A 17,274-nucleotide genomic window follows, 5' to 3' on the forward strand; every position below is an offset into this window, starting at 1 on the left:
AGCAGCTATTACAATACTAATTAGTACCGAAAATCTTTTTGTTGACCTTTTCAAATTTCTCCCCCCAGTATTTTTTACAAAATAAAGCTTTTTCCGTGATTTCATCGTATATGGAGAGAGTTACACAGTAGTTACAATTAAGAAAAGCAGTGGTATCTCGCCACTGACGTAAGGATGAGTGAATTTAAAATACAAATTTACCTCTAGTTGCTTACGATAGATAGAAATACTCTCACCCCGGACGTGTCAGCGTTTGAAATGCCAAAAATACACCATTTTGGCAATAAAAATTTAAAAGTCCAATTTCCCAGTATTAAATAGAGAAATTGGACTTTTTTCATACTTTAGAAAAGCTCCAGATAGAAAACCCGATTAGGTGTAAGTGATTGCGATCAATACCAAACATGAACATTTCAGTGGACAAATGCTCTTATTGGTAAATTCTATTTATTATTCTTAATTACTACTTTTTCTTTTTTCCCATCCCATTGAATTTGAATCGGAATACTTTTAGGTAGTGAACCACATTGCCCACCACAATTTTCATTAATTTCAAATTCATCTTCGTTTTTAAATTCGCCATCCCCGGAAGTTGGGAAGTTTTGAGGTTGATATATTTCATATTTAAAATTTACTGGTTTTTTTCCTTCTCCAATATAAGAGATGACGTAACGCATAAAACTATCCGTTTCGTATTCCATTTTTACATACCAATTATTGCTTTTTCCTTCAAAATATTGCTTTTTAAATTCTGACGGACTTGAACTTTTATCGCTCGTACATGCCCCAAGTATAAACAATAATATAAGACATCCAATCGGTAATAAAATCTTCTTCATTTTAACTTCAAAAGAATGATGATTCATAGTTGGCCCGGCCCCCGTTTAAAGAATTTAAACCCAAGAAATATATTGGCTTATCTAAATAATATATTGTCAAAAGTGAAATTCCATGATGAACTATTGTCATAAAGTGTTGCTGTTTGTTTTACCCCTATCATAGTATAAGTAGTATTAACAACTGGTTTCCAACTTGTCATTGGAGATGTATATGAGAAGGTGGATCCACTTACAGTTTTAGTTTCTATTTGATCATCGCAGAACCCTGCGTTACACCCACTGTACTTAGTAGCTCCTGTCTGTGAAATTTTAACTTTGGTGTTTTTAAAAGATATAAATGCGTCATAACTGGTCCAACCTCCAGTAACTTTAGTTATTGCATAATGTGTTTGCCCATCTTTAGTAGTTATGTCATAGTATATACGTGAATAAGCCTTAACACTTCCAGTTGGGTCGTAATCCTCTTTCCCCCTATCGGCAAAGGGTTGAATATTAGATTCTTTTCTTAACTCATCAAGGTTTACACTAGCAAAGGTTGTAGTAACATAACTTTCTTTTAAACCCTTATCTGTTTGTTCAGATATTAATTCCTGTGTAGTAATTAATACATCGTTTGTTGAAAAGGTCCCATTATCTCCTGAAAGTATAGCTGTTGACTTTAATTGTTCATCAATTTCTTTATTATCTGTGATTCCATTAAGTGCTTTTTCATAAAGTGTATCTAGATCTGTAATTTCTTTCTCCTTCTTCAAAATATTACTTTTTTCAACGGCAAAAGTATCAAAAGATGAAGAGTATATAAATAAAATTAACAATGCACAAATTGAATAAAATAGTTTTCTCATATTAAATATTCCCCCTTTTTTAAATAAAGTCTTATTTAAAATAAATGATCTTTATGGCAACCTATTTTCAAAAGTAAAATTCCATGATGAACTGCTGTCATACAGAGTTGCTGTTTGTTTTGTAAATAAATTGAATAAATCAGCATGGTAAGCAATAGGAATCCAACTATTCATTGGTGATGTATATGAAAATGATGCTAGACTAAATAGTAGACACAGATTGTTATAATAAAAATATCAACTATAACGAGGTGTGTCAGGATGGCAAGAGGTAACGGCAATCGATACGAAGAGGCATTTAAAATTGAAACAGTTAAGTATATCAATGAAAACCATAAGTCTGTAGCTCAAGTTGCTAGAGAAGTGGGGGTCAATGAAAATACTTTATATAGCTGGTTGAAGAAATACGGCCAACAACCAGAGATTAAAGCTGTAAAATCTTTTTCCTCAGAATCAGCTGAATTAAGGGCCCTTCAGAAAGAAATTCGTGATCTACAGGAGGAGAATGAAATTTTAAAAAAGGCGATGCACTACTTCGCAAAAAGCCCTCGGTAAAATATGAATTCATTCATGAAAATCGCTCCCAATTCCGAGTGGAGAAGATGTGCAGCGTTCTGGGAGTTTCTAAAAGTGGTTACTTCAAATGGTTAAAACAACCGATAAGTAACAGGAAGAAACAACACGAGAAATTATCACAAAAGATTTTACAGACCCACCTAGAATTCAAGCAACGTTACGGCAGTGTTAAAATTGCTAAAACGCTCAATAGTCGTGGCGTAAAAGTAAGTGTGCGTACGGTCTCACGTATTATGACAAAGAACCAATGGAAGTCTTGTATAGTCAAAAAATACAAGGCTACGACCAATTCGAAACATGCACATCCAGTAAGTGAAAATGTCTTAAATCGACAATTTAAACCTTGTAAACCAAACCAAGTGTGGGTAACGGATATAACTTATATCCCGACCAATGAGGGCTGGTTGTATTTAGCAAGTGTAATGGATTTATATTCTCGTAAAATAATAGGTTGGGCAATGGGCAAAACCATGACAAAGGAATTGGTTATCTCTGCATTAAAGATGGCTTACAAGCGTCAAAAACCCGGAAAAGGTGTTATTCATCATTCAGACAGAGGTGTTCAATATGCTTCTTCTGAATATCAAAAGCTATTAAAAAAATACCATATGGTTGGTAGCATGAGCCGAAAAGGAAACTGTTATGACAACGCTTGTATCGAGTCCTTTCACGGTATTCTTAAACGTGAGCTAGTGTATCAAATAAAATATAAAACTAGAGAAGAAGCGAAGAAATCATTGTTCGAATACATCGAGTTCTTTTACAATTCAAAGCGGATCCATTCAACGTTGGGATACTATACGCCGAATGAATTTGAGCGAATGTATAGAAAATCTGCAGCTTGATTTTACCTTCATAAAAAAGTTTAAATCGCACTTTATTTAAACTTTTTTATGAAGGCAACCAAGCGAAAGCGCGGTAGAAAAATCTGTGTCTATTTTCTTGACGTAGTATCAAAATGTCGAACCACTTACGGATTTCGTTGTCATCTGTTCGCCGCAAAGATTTTTAGAACATCCTGTATAAAAGGTTTTTCCTTGCTGTGCAATTGTAACATTGGTGTTTTAAAAAAATACATATGGATCATAACTGGTCCAACCGCCAGTAACTTTAGTTATTGCATAATGGGTTAATGAATTTTTAGTACTAGTAGTATAATATATACGTGAATAAGCTTTTACACTTTTTGATGGAGTGTCGAAATTATCATCCCCTTTATCCCCAGTAGCTTGAATGTTGAACATATTATCGTCATTATTTAAATCTAGTGTTGCAAAAGATGTAGTGACAAAACTTTCTTCTAAGCTCTCATCTGTTTGTTCAGATGTTAGTTTTTGTGTAGTACTTAATACATCATTTGTAGAAAAAGTCCCCTTATCTCCTGAAAGTATAACTGTTGAATTTAATTGTCCATCAATTTCTTCATTATCTGTGATTCCATTAAGTGCTCTTTCATAAAGAGTATCTATATCTGTAATTTCTTTCTCCTTCTTCAATTTGTTATTCTTTTCATCGGCAAAAGCATTATAAGACGAAGACAGCATAAATAAAACTAACAATGCACAAATTGAATAAAATAGTCTTTTCATATTATAATCTTCCCTCTTTTTTTAAACATATAAAGTAATATTTATTAGTTTGTCTTCATTAATAGGTTTATAAGAACTATTAATTCACTAGAACGAAAAGTAAATGACAAGAAAAGTTAGTAGAGACTAGAAGTTGAAAAAGATATTTTATAAGAGGCAATAGATGAACAAAATTAGAAAGGAAATAAAAAGGTACCTAAAAGAAATTGCTACTAATTACACAGACATAAACTAAATAATTCATGAATCCCCACTTACATATGATTTTTTACAAAAAAATAGTCAGTTACACTGCAACCTTCCGACAATTGACTGAATGGTTTTTATACCTTAGTCTAAAATTGAGTCAACATCATTCTTTTCTTAGAGGATGAATTTTTATGTAGTTAAATAAGAATGCTTTTGTATATATTTATTTGGAAGGTAAAGGGGATTGGATCCAAAGCTAATATTTACATATCTATCACCGTCCTTATCATTTATAATTGAATTTTAACATAAAATTGGCTGAATTGGTAAAATTTTTATAAAATTAAATAAAATAGGCTTTATTTACTAAAGGTACCGAATCGAATCACGAGGGAGTATGTTTTAATATATTTGTAAGTATATATTTTTTTACGAAACGTATTATGATTTGTCTTTCTTATCAAGAATATTTGTTTATATCTTCAGTTTCTTCATTCTTTGAAAGAAATTAAAATGATATTATTTAGTTCACCTTATTAGTTAATGTACGTAATCTACCTTCAAGCTACCAGCAAGCATTAGAAGAGTAACTTCACTACCTTACCTTATCTGGTTAAGGTCGGGGTGCCTTTTTTGTGTATCTAACTGCGTTACTGCAACGATTAGAGAGTTGAATCCTTTCATCAACTTAGTGCGTTTTTAAGTAATCAACAGTAGCACCCCTTTTTAATTATTGGAGGTTACCACTTCTCACCTTGCTGTAATACTGTTATTGCCATTAAACCATATAGTGGAAATTTTCAGCTACTAAATTAAAGATCTATACACACTTCAAGCCCCATTAAAAATTTTACTGATAATGGACTTACCTTTGTAAATATTATTTCCAGACTGTACACCTATATTGAAAAACTTTCAGAACCTATCAATATCATTTCAAATATCCTTTTTGTCGGTTCCATTGGCTCTACCCCTAATTCGTTCATTAGAATACTTTCACATTTTTTATACCATTTTATCGCCTGTGGCCGGTTATTTTTCTGATAATAACAATACATAACAAGCCGGTAAGCCTCTTCCCAAGTGGAATCCATTTTCAATATTCGCTCACACCAAATAATAGCTTCATTCGGATCATTGTTTTGCACACATAATTGGGCCATTTTTTCAGCCCCTCGTAAGAAAACGGTTAGTAACCTTTCCCGTTCTGTAGTGGACCAAACATCACGTCTTTCAGACAAAAAATCCCCTTTATAAAGCTCTAGTCCTTTTTTTAATATATTCCTAGCCTTATTGGGATACTTTTCATCCAATCCAGCATATATCCATTCCTCAAATTGAATGAAATCCACATCGATAACCGCTTTCGGATTTAAACAGTAAGTATTGTTGTGGCGGTGGATAAAAAATGGATTTGCCCTTGCCTTGCGATGGGGTTCTAAGGTCCGATTCAATGCATTTAATAGTACTTTAAATTCTTGGTCCATGCTTTTATCGTCTGCATCCGGCCAAATCTTTTGGTAAATTTCCTCCTTACTCCACCACTTCCCGCGATGGGTAAGAAAAAATTGAAATAATTCCTTTGCCTTTCCACGTTGCCAGTCTTTTTCGTCAATCAATCTATCTCCTAGCCACACTTTAAAAATTCCAAGTGTTTCTACTTTTAAGGTATATCCAGGATGTGAGTCTAATTCTTCATATCCCATTTCCTTTAAAATTCTGTATGTAAAGGCAGAATGTACATTCAACTCTTTCGCTTTTATAAGTAATGGCATAATAGATTGTAAATCTTTTGGGCTAAACGGGGTTTTTCGCAAAAAAATAAATTCATAGTTTCCAAGCTGGACTTCCTTTAGAAAGGAAGAAATAGCACTATAAAACTGTTCTTCCTCATTCGTTTCAAAAGTTAGGAATGCATTCCAAAGCTCTGTTAGCATCAGCCCATACGGATCCCCGCATTGCACGAAGTTTTCCTTTGCATCGCTTAAAAACCTTCTTGCATCATCAAGCTCATCACTAAAAAAATGGGCTATTCCCATGCATAGTTGGATAAAGGAAGACAACCATAAATCGTAAACCTTTTCCGTCTCCTCCAATGCCATTTTTCCAAATTCTTTTGCCTTCTCATACTCTCCTATGCGGCTGTATAAAATACATAATCCCATATATGGCTCAGCTTTTCCGCGAGAAATTTTCATTTCCTCCATCATTTTTAAGGAGGTCATATAGCATTGTTCAGCAAGCTGGATTTCATATTGATCAAGTATTTGAACAGCACTTCCCATCCTCATCCAGCCGCATGCCTCTACAAAGGAGCTTTTATAGCGGATACCCCTTTCGATTCCTCGTTGCGCCAACTCTTTTGCTTTTTCAGCATTTCCCATACATGCTTCAATGAAAGAAAGCAGAATATCTGTTTCTCTATGTGATTTTGGCAAGATGCTCACTTCAGTACTTAGGCGTCCTGTAAGCACTCGTTTTGCCATTTCCAGCTTGCCCGTTCGCAAATAAAGCCGCGCATCCAAATTTCCATCATGAAGCTGCTGGTTTTGCATTTTTCCTTTCTCGTAATACTTTTCCGCTTTGCTTGCCTGACCGGAGTTAACGAAATTTTCAGCCATTAAAAAATACAAATGCTGCTTCTCTGATTCTTCTGCATCAGGGTGAGATTCCGTTGCCTCTATGGCTAATTGCAAAAATCTCTCTGCCTTTCCAGGTTGTATCGTGTCCAGATAAATTTTGGCAATCCCCTCATACGCTTTTCCGATTAAGTTCAAATGATCATTCCCAACCGAAGCATTAATTAAATGCTGATAACATCTCTCCGCTTTCTCATAAAAGGATTGGTACCTAAGAACCTCTCCTTCGTAAAACCATAATATTTTGTACCGATCCTTAACCTCATCCGGTAATTTTTTTAATTTCTCATACAAGCTTTCCAAGCGTCCGCTTTGTAACATATCATTCGCGTTTTTTTCCAACAAATAGCCAATCGGCTCAAACAGATGTATTTGTTCGTAATGGTAAACGGCTTGTTCCCATAGATTTATTTTTTCATAGTATCTAGCACAGCGTTCATGAAGCTGCCGATAAAGGCTTGCCTGCTCTTCTTTTAATTTTTTTTGCAAGGATGCCCTAAATAGTGCATGGAAGCGATATTGTTTGCTTCCCCAAATTTTATGCAGAAATGCATTTCGTTCTGCTAGTTGTTCCAGCATTAAATCTGAACCTTGAATTCCCAGAATTTCATCACAAACTTGAGGTGTAATATCTTCGAAGATGGAGGTCTGTTCAAGGAAGCTTTGAATAATGGGAGATTGTTTCGAGAAAACCTCTATTGCTAAATAGTGAAACAATTCTTCCATGGAAGAATGATGATAATGTAAAATTTCTTGGATAGATGTGCCTTTTTCTATTTGCTCGGCAATCATGCTAAGTGCAATCACCCAGCCTTCGGTTAATTGAAAAATGGATTGAAGTTGCGTGTCCTCCACTTCCAGCCCATAAAAATCTTGAAAAAGCAGTTCAACCTCTTCCTTATCTAAGGTTAAGTCTTCTTCCAAAATCTCCAATACTTTTCCGGATACTTTCCATTTTGTTAATAGATTCCATTTTGGTTTATTTCGAGTAGAAATGACAATATGAAAGAAACCCGGTAAATGTTCGATTACCCTTTCAAGCCATTGATTTATAGTAAAAGAATGGTCTACTAAATGAAAATCATCGAGGACTAAAATCGTTTCATTCTGAATATGGGATATTTCATTAATGAACAAAGCACAAAGGGAATAGATTTCTTCATCTCGAATATATTTATCCATTGTATTCATATATTCCATTAATTCTGCACCCAAAAAAGGATAGCGCTTTCTTAAAGAATAAACGATATAGGTTACAAAAGGAATAATATCATCATCATTTCCCGATATGGTATACCAGCAAAAATTTTGTCTGACATCATGAATGTATAAACTCAAAGCAGAGCTTTTTCCATACCCAGCACCGGAATGAACAATCGTTAAGGAATATTGAACTGACGTTTTTAGTTTTCTCATGAGGCAAGACTTACGAATATGGGTCTTTTTTATCAGCGGCGGCATCAATTTTGTATCTACGATGGTAAGTTTCGTATTCAATGATCCTCCCCTCTTTCATTGATAGTTTAGCAATGCGCATGCGCCTTGCTCATCGGCATATGGATTTCGTAGTCTTCGACTGAGATAAAGGCAACCGTGTTGAGGTTGCTCACGAACTAATGTTGACTTATCGCAGGGAGGGGACGGAGAAATCCACTAGCCGACAGCCGCTTGCGCTAGGCAAGTTAATCTTGTAATTTCATTATAGAATAAAAACTTATAGTATTTTATTTATTCCCCGAAGTTAATAACTGACTTTTTAAAATATTTTATCACATTTCAACTTATATTTGGGAGAGAGGCAGTTAATCGTTAAGCCTGTCTTTGTTCCTTTTCCGTTTTTCTCGCTAATCTTTTTTCTATTCTTTTTCCAACTAACCATAAAATAAAGATTGCAACAAGTACAATTGCAGTTCTTAAAGGTTTTTTCACCAATGAGAAAATATCATAACCGACATAGCTGATAAAGAATACCATTACCATTTTTCCTGCGAACACAGCCAGTGTATATTGTAAAATGCTGATTCTTGATAAACCTGCCACTATGTTCACGACTGCTGAAGGAGTAAACGGAAAACACATCATTAAAAATACGGGACCAAATCCATGTCTTTCTACCCAGCTCATCACCTTTTGCACTTGTTGATTTTTATAAAGAAATGCAAGTGCTTTCGTTTTTCCAAATTTACGGATGACTAAAAATACGAGAATCGCTCCTATACTGCAGCCAATCCACGAAATTAGAAAGCCTAGCCAAAATCCAAAAGCATTCGCATTTGCCATGACGATTAAAAACAATGGGATAAAGGGGAAAAACGCCTCTAATACAATGAATAAAATACCCGGTAATGGACCTAGCGAGCGATATTGTTCCATTAAATGCATAATATTTTCTACAGTGAACCAATCTTTTAAAGTATGAAAATCCATCTGATTTCCCCTATTCTTTATGTATCAGAATATTTCCTATGTGAAGTATAGCATATAAGCATGACGGAGTTTAGGCAGAATACGGCTCTTTTTCCAAAAAAGCTTAATCGCAATAAGTAGCATTTTGTGAGTGGATGATTTCTTCCATCTCTGGTTTTATACACGTAAAAAGGTTCCTCTATGGAATTACCAACACAAAAAAGTTTTATTATGTACTCCAAGAAAAAAAGTAACCTCTTGTTAAAACTGAGGTTACTTTTTAGAATCGGTTATTACCCATTATTTTAAACGTATTGCAAGAACCAATCTCTAATATATTCCAATCGGTTTATTCTCAGTTCTGGCTTTCCACTTCTTGAAAGCTCATGATTGGATTCAGGAAAACGGATAAATTTCGCTGTTTTTTCCTGACGTTTTAATGCAATAAATAATTGTTCTCCTTGCTCAATCGGACAACGATAATCCTTTTCACTATGGAGGATTAAAAGCGGTGTTTTAATATCCTTAGCATATGCAAGCGGCGAATGCTTCCAAAGTGTCTCAATATCATTTAAGTCTGCAAGAATTTGCCACTCAGAGAAATAGTAGCCAATATCACTTACTCCGTAGAAGCTGATCCAGTTGGAAATGGAACGTTGTGTAACTGCAGCCTTAAAACGATCTGTATGTCCCACAATCCAGTTCGTCATAAAACCACCGTAGCTTCCTCCTGTTACCCCTAATCTCTCTTTATCAATGAAATCATATGTTTCCAATGCATAATCCACAGCCGCCATCAAATCATTATAATCATTGCCGCCATAATCACCGCGTACCGCATCTACGAATTTTTGGCCATAACCGTGGCTGCCTCGAGGGTTCACAAATAATACAGCAAATCCTTGAGCCGCCAATACTTGGAATTCATTAAAGTACGTATTCGCGTACATGGCATGTGGACCGCCGTGAATTTCAAGTACTAATGGATACTTTTTGCCTTCTTCAAAGCCTGCAGGTTTCATGATCCAGCCATGAACCTTCCAGCCTTCTGCACTTTCGTATTCAATTGGCTCGGCATCTGATAATTCTCTATCCTTTAAGAATACATCATTTGTATGTGTCAGCTGCTCCACTTCTCCTGTTTGCAGGTTTGCCAAGAAAAGTTCACCGGGTAGTGTCGGTTTACTGATTGCTACAACTGCTTGATGTGTTTGTTTATTTAAGCTAAATCCATATACATGTTGAGCTTCATGCAAAGCAGGGTAAATTTCACCTGAAAGATTTCCATAATAGACATGGGTGCTTCCATGGTCCGAAACGATGAAATAAAAGCTTTCATTATCATCCGCCCATTGAACGCCAGGAATCGTCGCTCCTTGCTGGAAATCACCTGCTACATAGTCACCAACCGGCGCATCTAGATCACTGGTAAAGCAATTTAGACTTTTCTCCTCGACATCATAAATCCATACTTTGGAATGCGTCGCATTTTTAAACTCCTGTTCACTTCCAAGGAATGAAAGATATCGGCTGTTTGGAGACCATGAGGTTTGCCAAAATCCGCCTGTACTATTTGTTACTTGCTGTGTTTCTTTTGTTGCAATATTGTATAAAAAGATGTCGGAGTTAAAGGAAAAATCTCTGTCCTCCGCTAAATCTGCCGAATATGTAATATACTTTCCATTAGGCGACCATGAACCTAAGTGGTAATCCTGCTCGCCAGTGGTTAGTTGCTCCACTTCTCCTGTTTCTACATTTACAATACCGATATGTGAATACTGATCTAAATCTAAAAATCCACTTGCATCTGATTTATATTTCATTTTTTCTACGATAAGCGGTTTTAATTCTTTCTTTTCCTTTTCTTCACTTTCGCGATCATGAATCGTTTCATCCTTGCCGAGCGTTACCGAGAATGCTATTTTTTCCCCGCATGGTGACCAAACAGGACTCCCTGCCCCATTTTTGCATAAAGTTAATTGTTTTGCTTCCCCGCCACTCTTTGTTAAACAAAAGATTTGCGGTTTGCCTTCACGATTCGAAACAAATGCCAGCTTGGTTCCATCTGGAGACCAACGCGGCGAATTGGTGCGATGATTTCCAAACGTCCATTGTACGGGCTGTTTTTCCTCCACATTTACGTAATATAAATTGGATACATATTCATTTTTTTCCCGATCAATATGTGTTTGTGTGTATACAACATCTTTTCCATTGGAAGAAAGCTGCGGATCGGTAACTGACTTTAATTCATATAAATCCTGTGCTTGAATACCTTGTCTCTTTTCCATTCCCTATCACCTTCCACTATAAAAATATTGCCGCCAAAATATCGGCAAATGTTATCACCATGTTATTTATTTCGACACCCAAAACATTTTCCCTTCCAAAATTAAAAATATTTCTAAAATAACACTTACACCGATTTGTATGGATTAAAAATAAGAAGGGAAAATTAGAAAAGCGCGGAGCTCCGCACTTCAAATTTCACCGAGTAAAATTTGAACTGTAATTTTATCTGATGGCAGAAATCCGCTAGCCGATAGGCAGCTTGTGCTAGACAGACCTCACTGGACTAATAATATATAATAAAAAAATTTTATTCTTTGTGTCACTTGAAATACATACTGGGAATAAAGTAATATATAATAAGAACATGTGTTCTATATTAGAAAAGAGGGATTATAGATGACAAAAATACCTGATCAGGATCGTGATATTATCGAACAGGCAATTTATCTGCCTATGGTTTTGACGGTATTAAATCGTGACTTAACCATAATTGATAAAAGTCCTTTTAAATTAAAGAAACCATATCTTGAATGGATTGAGGAGACCATGAGATTCATCCAGAAAGAACTGGCAGAGGTTAAACGATATATGAGAAAGCATCAAATTAAAGTAGAGCGGCTCCAATCAGATGATACCTTTACTATGTATATGTTTTTGTACAAAGGATATGAGGAGCATCATAATTATTTTAATCCAAGGCTCAGAAATCGTACGGAAGAATTACTAAGATACTACCTTTATCAACGCTTTTTAAATCCTTCACTAAATACACCAAAAGAGGCTTAAGGAGCAATCTTTAACTCTGATTGCTCCTCCTCCTTACAGCAAATGATCATTTTTTAATTCATAATTTCGCTTTCTTTCAGATGCTTCTAATTGCATGATAAAGCTTTTCGGCTGACCGATTCTCTTCTCCATATGCTGAATATGCTGGGTAAATCTGATACGTAGCAGGGATGTTCGGTACATTTGATTTTCAAAGGAACTAATAGATACAGGAATAGTCAATGTCTGTTTATTACGGAATGTAACCACAGTAGAATTAGAGCTTGCCTTATCCTGTTTCATTACATGATCGTGTGAGATCCAAATACAATGCGGATTTGTCGGTGATGTCGTAGGAAATAGATAAATTGATGTATGGGGGTCAACGATGATGGGTGCTTTATGTGTAATACCTATAAGACGCTTGGTCCCTTCTTTCCTTCCTAAATAGGACGCCCCGAAGTATTCACAGCTTTTCTTGACAATGTCAATGGGTCTAAATGGTGAAATAAAACGATCCTGCGATTCCAAAACCTCTGTATAGGTTCGCGATCCATATTGTGTTGGAATAATCGCCATTGTATAAGGATTGATTTCATATTCTTCAATTAATGAACTTTTCTCTCCCATAATTTCGCTTCCTTTCTACAATATTTTCCATGTACAACCCTATAATAGCATGTACTTCCAATTTTGTCATTTATTTTTTCTAAAAAATCAGAACTTTCCAGAGAGAAATGTTGAATTTAACCGAAATATGTCTCTTATTAATTGACAGCTGCAGTGTCCTTTATCAGAAAATTACAATTGTTCTGTTGATTAGCCAATTCTTTTCTGCTATAATATTTAAAAGCAGAAGAGGTGATCATCGATGGAAAAAAAGAAATCTTACACAGAATTAATGAAGGATTATGCGATGACACAGCTACAAAATGAAAAATGGATGATGCATATTTACTCAGATATGATTTTAAACGAATTAATTTTGAAGAGGCAAAAGGAACAAATCCTTCGCGAAATTGATGATGCATTAGATAAAAAAGAAAAAGAGCAATTTATGAAATTGACAAATGAATTGAAGGATCTTGAAGAACGCTTCGGCTCGTAGAAAAGTACGGGGAGACGGAGAAATCCGCTAGCCAATGGCTGCTTGCGCTAGACAAAGTCTATATTCGATAAATAATTTAAAAGACAAACAACTTATAACTTCTTAGAAAAAACCCTCTGGCGATATTTCCAGAGGGTATTTCGTTTGCCGTGTTTATGGATTCTTTTTAAACCGATAATGTTCAATCATCTCCATCCGTTCTAACATGGTCGGATGATCATAACGAAAAATTTTTACTAATAAAGGTGGATTTACTTGACTTAACCCCGATTTGGTCAGATCCTGAAATGCTTGAATAGCCGCTTTTTGATTATGCGTCATTTCAATTCCATAGCGATCTGCGCGTGTTTCCTCATAGCGTGAAACCCAATTTGTTAAAGGGCTGACTGCAAACAGTAAGATGGAAATGATAAGTAAGAACAAAGGCAATGAGCTTAATTCAGAAACACCGCTAATTTTTAATTGTTCACCCTTATTACTCACAATTTTATTCATCAAGATGGAAGTCAGCCATAGCCCAACTAAGGATAGTAATAAATATCCTGCAATCCCAAAATATATATGCTTTTCGACATAATGCCCCATCTCATGAGCCATAATGAATAGAATTTCTTTATCATTTAATTGATTGAGGGTTGTATCCCATAAAACTATCCTGGCGTTAGAACCAATCCCGGTCACGTATGCATTAAGGGAATTTGTTTTTTCGGACATATTGACCTCATAAACATGTTTGGCGGGTATATTTGCTTTATCTGCCAAGACAAGAATCTTTGCCTCCAGTTCCTTATTTTTAAGCGGATAAAAATCATTATATAGGGGGTCGATCACAACCGGCTGGATGAACATCATAAAGATAGTGAATGGAATCGATAAAAGCCATGCCGGAATCCACCATTTCTTCTTAAATTTTCTCATTAAGGCGTAAAGAACCGTCACAATAATGAACATAGTGGCTAAATTTACCCAGAAATCAATTACCTCATCCTTCATCCATCCGGTAAAAGTTTGCCTAGAGATATGATACATTTTGGAAAACTTATACGAAATAAACTCCAGTGGAAACGTTGCAAGATAAGCTGAAAGATACAACAAAAACAAAAACACTGCGGATTGGATAATATGAAATCTGGATGTATTTTTTGCCCATCTTTCAAACCCTCTTGAAACTCCAAAGATTAGCACCAGAAAATAAAAGAGCCATTCATATGGAGTCGAAAGAAAAAATAACAAATTCCTTATTTTGGAGTATTCCTCACTAAGCATTAACTCTCTGCCATTTAAAAAAGTAGATGGGTCGACGCTTGTCCCTTTTAAATCCGCAGGAATGGTAGAATTTGCTATGAAAAATAGATACACATACATCAATATACCAAAAAGCAAATAAGCGATTACGGCACGAAAAGCCCACTTTCTTAACATGATTAGCTACTCCTCCCTTCTTGTCCTCTTATATAAATGTAGAAAAAATCGCGTGGAATAGAACAGCTTTTAGTAAGTTTTAAAGTTATAGTAAAAATATACCCAACATATGTGGGATTTAATGTGGATATTATGAAAACGGCAAAAAGGACAAGATATATGCTTGCCCTTATAATGGATCAATCCCGAGCTCAAATAATGCATCAGCGATTACTTCATACCCCCTATTATTCGGGTGAACATGGTCATTTGCCAATAATTCATTCGTCCTTCCTTTAAAACGGTCATGTACATTTGCTACCTTTATAGCCGGTGGAGAAGAAAGCTGTTCAATCCCCAGATTAAAAGCTTCCACCCATTTATCTGTCCCAGGGATATTTTCAAATGGATCGTACAGATTCATCATTCGAATGATAAATGGCACCCCGCCATTCTTCATTTTTAATATCGTATCAATGATGGTGGCCAGGTTCTTTTTTCCATGTTCAACAGCGAGAAAAAAATCCTTTTCATTTTTATTTTTCAAGAAGACTTGTGCAGCATCAATAAGATCATTCCCGCCTGCCGTGATCGTAATAATGTTTGAACGAATGATTCCTTCCTTAACAAAAGGATGCTGCAACATTTTCAAAATATTTGCAGTGGTTGCTCCGCTTCTCCCGTATATATACGGAACAATGGGCAAGTTCTGCGATCTTCTCAATAGCCACAAATATTTCGTGATAAACCCTTTTATAAAATAGGTAGAGCCTATTCCAACCGTCAGCGAGTCACCTATTGCACAATACCTTAAGAATTCATTTGAATGTATAAAAGTTGTTGCCTTCATTTGTTCACCCTCAGGATAAATTAGTCATACTTCTATATATTCAATCCTTCTTTATCTGAGACTATTTTTAATCACAAGGGGAAAATTTCTATAAACAGAAGAAATGCGATACTTTTTGATAGTATCGCGAAAATAGATTATTTCCCTTTAAAATTAGGTTTCCTTTTTTCTGAAAAAGCTTGTAATGCCTCAATCCTATCTTCCGTCGGAATGGTTATTTCATATGCTTTTCTTTCTATTTCCAGTCCTGTCTGAAGATCCGCATTCATTCCGTTTTTAATGGCAAACTTTGCTTGTTGAACAGCGATTGGTCCATTAGCCAAAATCTTGTTAGCAAACTCGTTCACACTTTGATGAAAATGCTCCCGCTCAACAGTTTTTGTTACAACACCATAATGATAAGCTTCGTCCGCCGTCATTCTTTTGGCTGTTAGAATAAGCTCCATCGCCTTCGCTTCTCCGATTAAACGTGGGAGTCTCTGTGTTCCGCCTGCACCAGGGATAATCGCAAGACTTGTTTCCGTCAGCCCCATTATTGCATCACTCACAGCAATCCGGAAATCACAGGCAAGCGCAAGCTCCATCCCGCCGCCAAACGCGTAGCCATTCATTGCCGCAATGGTAGGCTGCGGCAGTTTTTCAACGGAAGAAAAAACTTCCCCGATTTTATATACATTTCGGCGCACCTCTTGCTCAGAAAGTGTTTTTCTTTCCTTCAAATCTGCTCCTACACTAAATGCTTTTTCGCCAGCCCCTTGAAAAACTACTACCCTGATTTCAGGATTCGACCTAATAGATTCCACTACATTTGCAAGCTCACATAAAGTATCATAATTAAAAGCATTCATCGCTTCCGCCCGATTAAGCGTTACATATCCAATATAGTCTTTTACATCTAAAACAATATTACTCATTTCTACACCCCTTTTTTGATCCTCAAATATGTATTTCAACACTTCTTGTAAAAAACCTTTTTGATAGTGCTATTTTCTTTTCAATCGTTTGATTTAGAGAACCTTGGACATACTTAATGATGTTGTCCATATTCAAAAAGGAGGTACAATCAATGACGAATGAAAATCAATTTAGTCATTTTGTAAATGATCCAACCGTACAGTCTAAAATGGAAAAGGTTTGGGTTGATACATGTGGTTCCTGGCAAAATTGTACGGAAGAGACTATTCAAGCATTTTTAGCAGGATGCGAGGAATATAGTATTGACCCGCAATATTGCATGAGCTGGGTCGAACAGCATCAAGCCCAAATTCCAAATTGGTCCAGTGTTTCGCAAGTATCGTTGAATTGGATGAATACTCACACTTCTACTGGTTCTCCTATATCAGCAAATAAAGATGACTTTCAATAAAACAGGACAAAATAAATATATGAAAAAATGCAGAATTATTATTCTGCATTCAGATTGTAGACAAAAGGGGTTCGGAATGGTCACATTCCGAACCCCTTTTGATTTTGTTCTTACTTTTTTACCTTTTTGGGTGTATGCTGACCTCTCTCATCCTCATCTACTAGGCCATTTCCGGACCTTTCCATATCCAGTTGGCCATTTTCTTCAAATTCATGGCAGCGAAAGTAAGCATCGCCTGCATCGACAATTTTTTAAGTCCCCTTAACGTTGTCCAACGCATACCATGCTTTTCTTTTGCGTCTGCAAATACACGCTCAATCGTTTCTTTGCGTTTCGCATATATCGTTTTTACCTCTTTGTGATGACGAAGATGATCTGCTTCCTCAAGGTACTCTTGCCAAATATGACG

15 protein-coding genes are annotated in these 17,274 nt (G+C 35.8%); 4 read left to right on the top strand and 11 right to left on the bottom strand.

What is annotated here, in order from left to right; all coding sequences use genetic code 11:
• Positions 1 to 443 precede the first annotated feature (443 nt).
• Together AN964_RS17010 and AN964_RS17015 are read right to left on the bottom strand one after the other, a co-directional pair.
• The gene (locus tag AN964_RS17010; RefSeq protein ID WP_055740830.1) at positions 444 to 866 is read right to left on the bottom strand and encodes a hypothetical protein; all 423 of its coding nucleotides are present in this window, start codon (positions 864 to 866) and stop codon (positions 444 to 446) included.
• A 50-nt stretch (positions 867 to 916) separates the two neighbouring features.
• Positions 917 to 1,684: a hypothetical protein gene (locus AN964_RS17015; RefSeq protein WP_055740831.1), complete on the bottom strand. Its 768-nt coding sequence runs from the start codon at positions 1,682 to 1,684 to the stop codon at positions 917 to 919.
• A gap of 261 nt (positions 1,685 to 1,945) precedes the next feature.
• Between AN964_RS17015 and AN964_RS17025 the strand changes: the two genes are divergently transcribed.
• A protein-coding gene (locus AN964_RS17025; protein WP_200915597.1) for an IS3 family transposase occupies positions 1,946 to 3,105 on the top strand; the annotation gives its coding sequence in 2 pieces (ribosomal slippage) (positions 1,946 to 2,207 and positions 2,207 to 3,105; 1,161 coding nt in all).
• Positions 3,106 to 3,324: 219 nt separating this feature from the next.
• Here AN964_RS17025 and AN964_RS17030 read toward each other — a convergent pair.
• From AN964_RS17030 to AN964_RS17045, 4 genes are all read right to left on the bottom strand, one after another.
• A complete protein-coding gene (locus AN964_RS17030) occupies positions 3,325 to 3,849 on the bottom strand; it encodes a hypothetical protein (protein WP_055740833.1) in 525 nt (174 codons plus the stop codon).
• A 1,088-nt stretch (positions 3,850 to 4,937) separates the two neighbouring features.
• Positions 4,938 to 8,174: a winged helix-turn-helix domain-containing protein gene (locus tag AN964_RS17035; RefSeq protein ID WP_235950807.1), complete on the bottom strand. Its 3,237-nt coding sequence runs from the start codon at positions 8,172 to 8,174 to the stop codon at positions 4,938 to 4,940.
• Between the two features lie 312 nt (positions 8,175 to 8,486).
• Positions 8,487 to 9,104, bottom strand: coding sequence for a TVP38/TMEM64 family protein (locus AN964_RS17040; protein ID WP_055740834.1), 618 nt, complete (start codon positions 9,102 to 9,104; stop codon positions 8,487 to 8,489).
• 284 nt (positions 9,105 to 9,388) lie between these two features.
• Positions 9,389 to 11,374 (bottom strand): S9 family peptidase, encoded by a 1,986-nt coding sequence (locus AN964_RS17045; protein WP_055740835.1) that lies wholly within the window; start codon positions 11,372 to 11,374, stop codon positions 9,389 to 9,391.
• Positions 11,375 to 11,771: 397 nt separating this feature from the next.
• Here AN964_RS17045 and AN964_RS17050 point away from each other — a divergent pair, with 397 nt between their 5' ends.
• Positions 11,772 to 12,161 (top strand): YhjD family protein, encoded by a 390-nt coding sequence (locus AN964_RS17050; protein WP_055740836.1) that lies wholly within the window; start codon positions 11,772 to 11,774, stop codon positions 12,159 to 12,161.
• 33 nt (positions 12,162 to 12,194) lie between these two features.
• Here the strand turns inward: AN964_RS17050 and AN964_RS17055 are convergent, their stop codons facing one another.
• The gene (locus tag AN964_RS17055; RefSeq protein ID WP_055740837.1) at positions 12,195 to 12,770 is read right to left on the bottom strand and encodes a competence protein ComK; all 576 of its coding nucleotides are present in this window, start codon (positions 12,768 to 12,770) and stop codon (positions 12,195 to 12,197) included.
• Positions 12,771 to 13,011: 241 nt separating this feature from the next.
• On the opposite strand from AN964_RS17055, the gene AN964_RS17060 reads away from it, so the two are divergent.
• Positions 13,012 to 13,248: an IDEAL domain-containing protein gene (locus AN964_RS17060; RefSeq protein WP_055740838.1), complete on the top strand. Its 237-nt coding sequence runs from the start codon at positions 13,012 to 13,014 to the stop codon at positions 13,246 to 13,248.
• 153 nt (positions 13,249 to 13,401) lie between these two features.
• Here the strand turns inward: AN964_RS17060 and AN964_RS17065 are convergent, their stop codons facing one another.
• The 3 genes from AN964_RS17065 to AN964_RS17075 all read right to left on the bottom strand — a co-directional run bounded on the left by AN964_RS17065 (position 13,402) and on the right by AN964_RS17075 (position 16,413).
• Positions 13,402 to 14,670, bottom strand: coding sequence for a M48 family metallopeptidase (locus AN964_RS17065; protein WP_055740839.1), 1,269 nt, complete (start codon positions 14,668 to 14,670; stop codon positions 13,402 to 13,404).
• 169 nt (positions 14,671 to 14,839) lie between these two features.
• Positions 14,840 to 15,499, bottom strand: a complete 660-nt coding sequence (locus AN964_RS17070; protein WP_055740840.1) for a GDSL-type esterase/lipase family protein — start codon at positions 15,497 to 15,499, stop codon at positions 14,840 to 14,842.
• Between the two features lie 137 nt (positions 15,500 to 15,636).
• Positions 15,637 to 16,413: an enoyl-CoA hydratase-related protein gene (locus AN964_RS17075; RefSeq protein ID WP_055740841.1), complete on the bottom strand. Its 777-nt coding sequence runs from the start codon at positions 16,411 to 16,413 to the stop codon at positions 15,637 to 15,639.
• A 152-nt stretch (positions 16,414 to 16,565) separates the two neighbouring features.
• Here AN964_RS17075 and AN964_RS17080 point away from each other — a divergent pair, with 152 nt between their 5' ends.
• Entirely contained in the window at positions 16,566 to 16,865 is a 300-nt protein-coding gene (locus AN964_RS17080) for a hypothetical protein (RefSeq protein ID WP_055740842.1), read from the top strand.
• A gap of 160 nt (positions 16,866 to 17,025) precedes the next feature.
• Here the strand turns inward: AN964_RS17080 and AN964_RS17085 are convergent.
• The coding region (locus AN964_RS17085) for a transposase (protein ID WP_200915599.1) at positions 17,026 to 17,274 on the bottom strand (249 nt) is incomplete at its 5' end.

It is taken from the genome of Heyndrickxia shackletonii (genome assembly GCF_001420715.1).
Lineage (GTDB): Bacteria > Bacillota > Bacilli > Bacillales > Bacillaceae_C > Margalitia > Margalitia shackletonii.

Coding starts and splice junctions, on each gene's coding strand:
- AN964_RS17010 (WP_055740830.1), bottom strand. CDS start 866: ATGAATCATCATTCTTTTGAAGTTAAAATGAAGAAGATTTTATTACCG.
- AN964_RS17015 (WP_055740831.1), bottom strand. CDS start 1,684: ATGAGAAAACTATTTTATTCAATTTGTGCATTGTTAATTTTATTTATA.
- AN964_RS17030 (WP_055740833.1), bottom strand. CDS start 3,849: ATGAAAAGACTATTTTATTCAATTTGTGCATTGTTAGTTTTATTTATG.
- AN964_RS17040 (WP_055740834.1), bottom strand. CDS start 9,104: ATGGATTTTCATACTTTAAAAGATTGGTTCACTGTAGAAAATATTATG.
- AN964_RS17045 (WP_055740835.1), bottom strand. CDS start 11,374: ATGGAAAAGAGACAAGGTATTCAAGCACAGGATTTATATGAATTAAAG.
- AN964_RS17050 (WP_055740836.1), top strand. CDS start 11,772: ATGACAAAAATACCTGATCAGGATCGTGATATTATCGAACAGGCAATT.
- AN964_RS17055 (WP_055740837.1), bottom strand. CDS start 12,770: ATGGGAGAGAAAAGTTCATTAATTGAAGAATATGAAATCAATCCTTAT.
- AN964_RS17060 (WP_055740838.1), top strand. CDS start 13,012: ATGGAAAAAAAGAAATCTTACACAGAATTAATGAAGGATTATGCGATG.
- AN964_RS17065 (WP_055740839.1), bottom strand. CDS start 14,670: ATGTTAAGAAAGTGGGCTTTTCGTGCCGTAATCGCTTATTTGCTTTTT.
- AN964_RS17070 (WP_055740840.1), bottom strand. CDS start 15,499: ATGAAGGCAACAACTTTTATACATTCAAATGAATTCTTAAGGTATTGT.
- AN964_RS17075 (WP_055740841.1), bottom strand. CDS start 16,413: ATGAGTAATATTGTTTTAGATGTAAAAGACTATATTGGATATGTAACG.
- AN964_RS17080 (WP_055740842.1), top strand. CDS start 16,566: ATGACGAATGAAAATCAATTTAGTCATTTTGTAAATGATCCAACCGTA.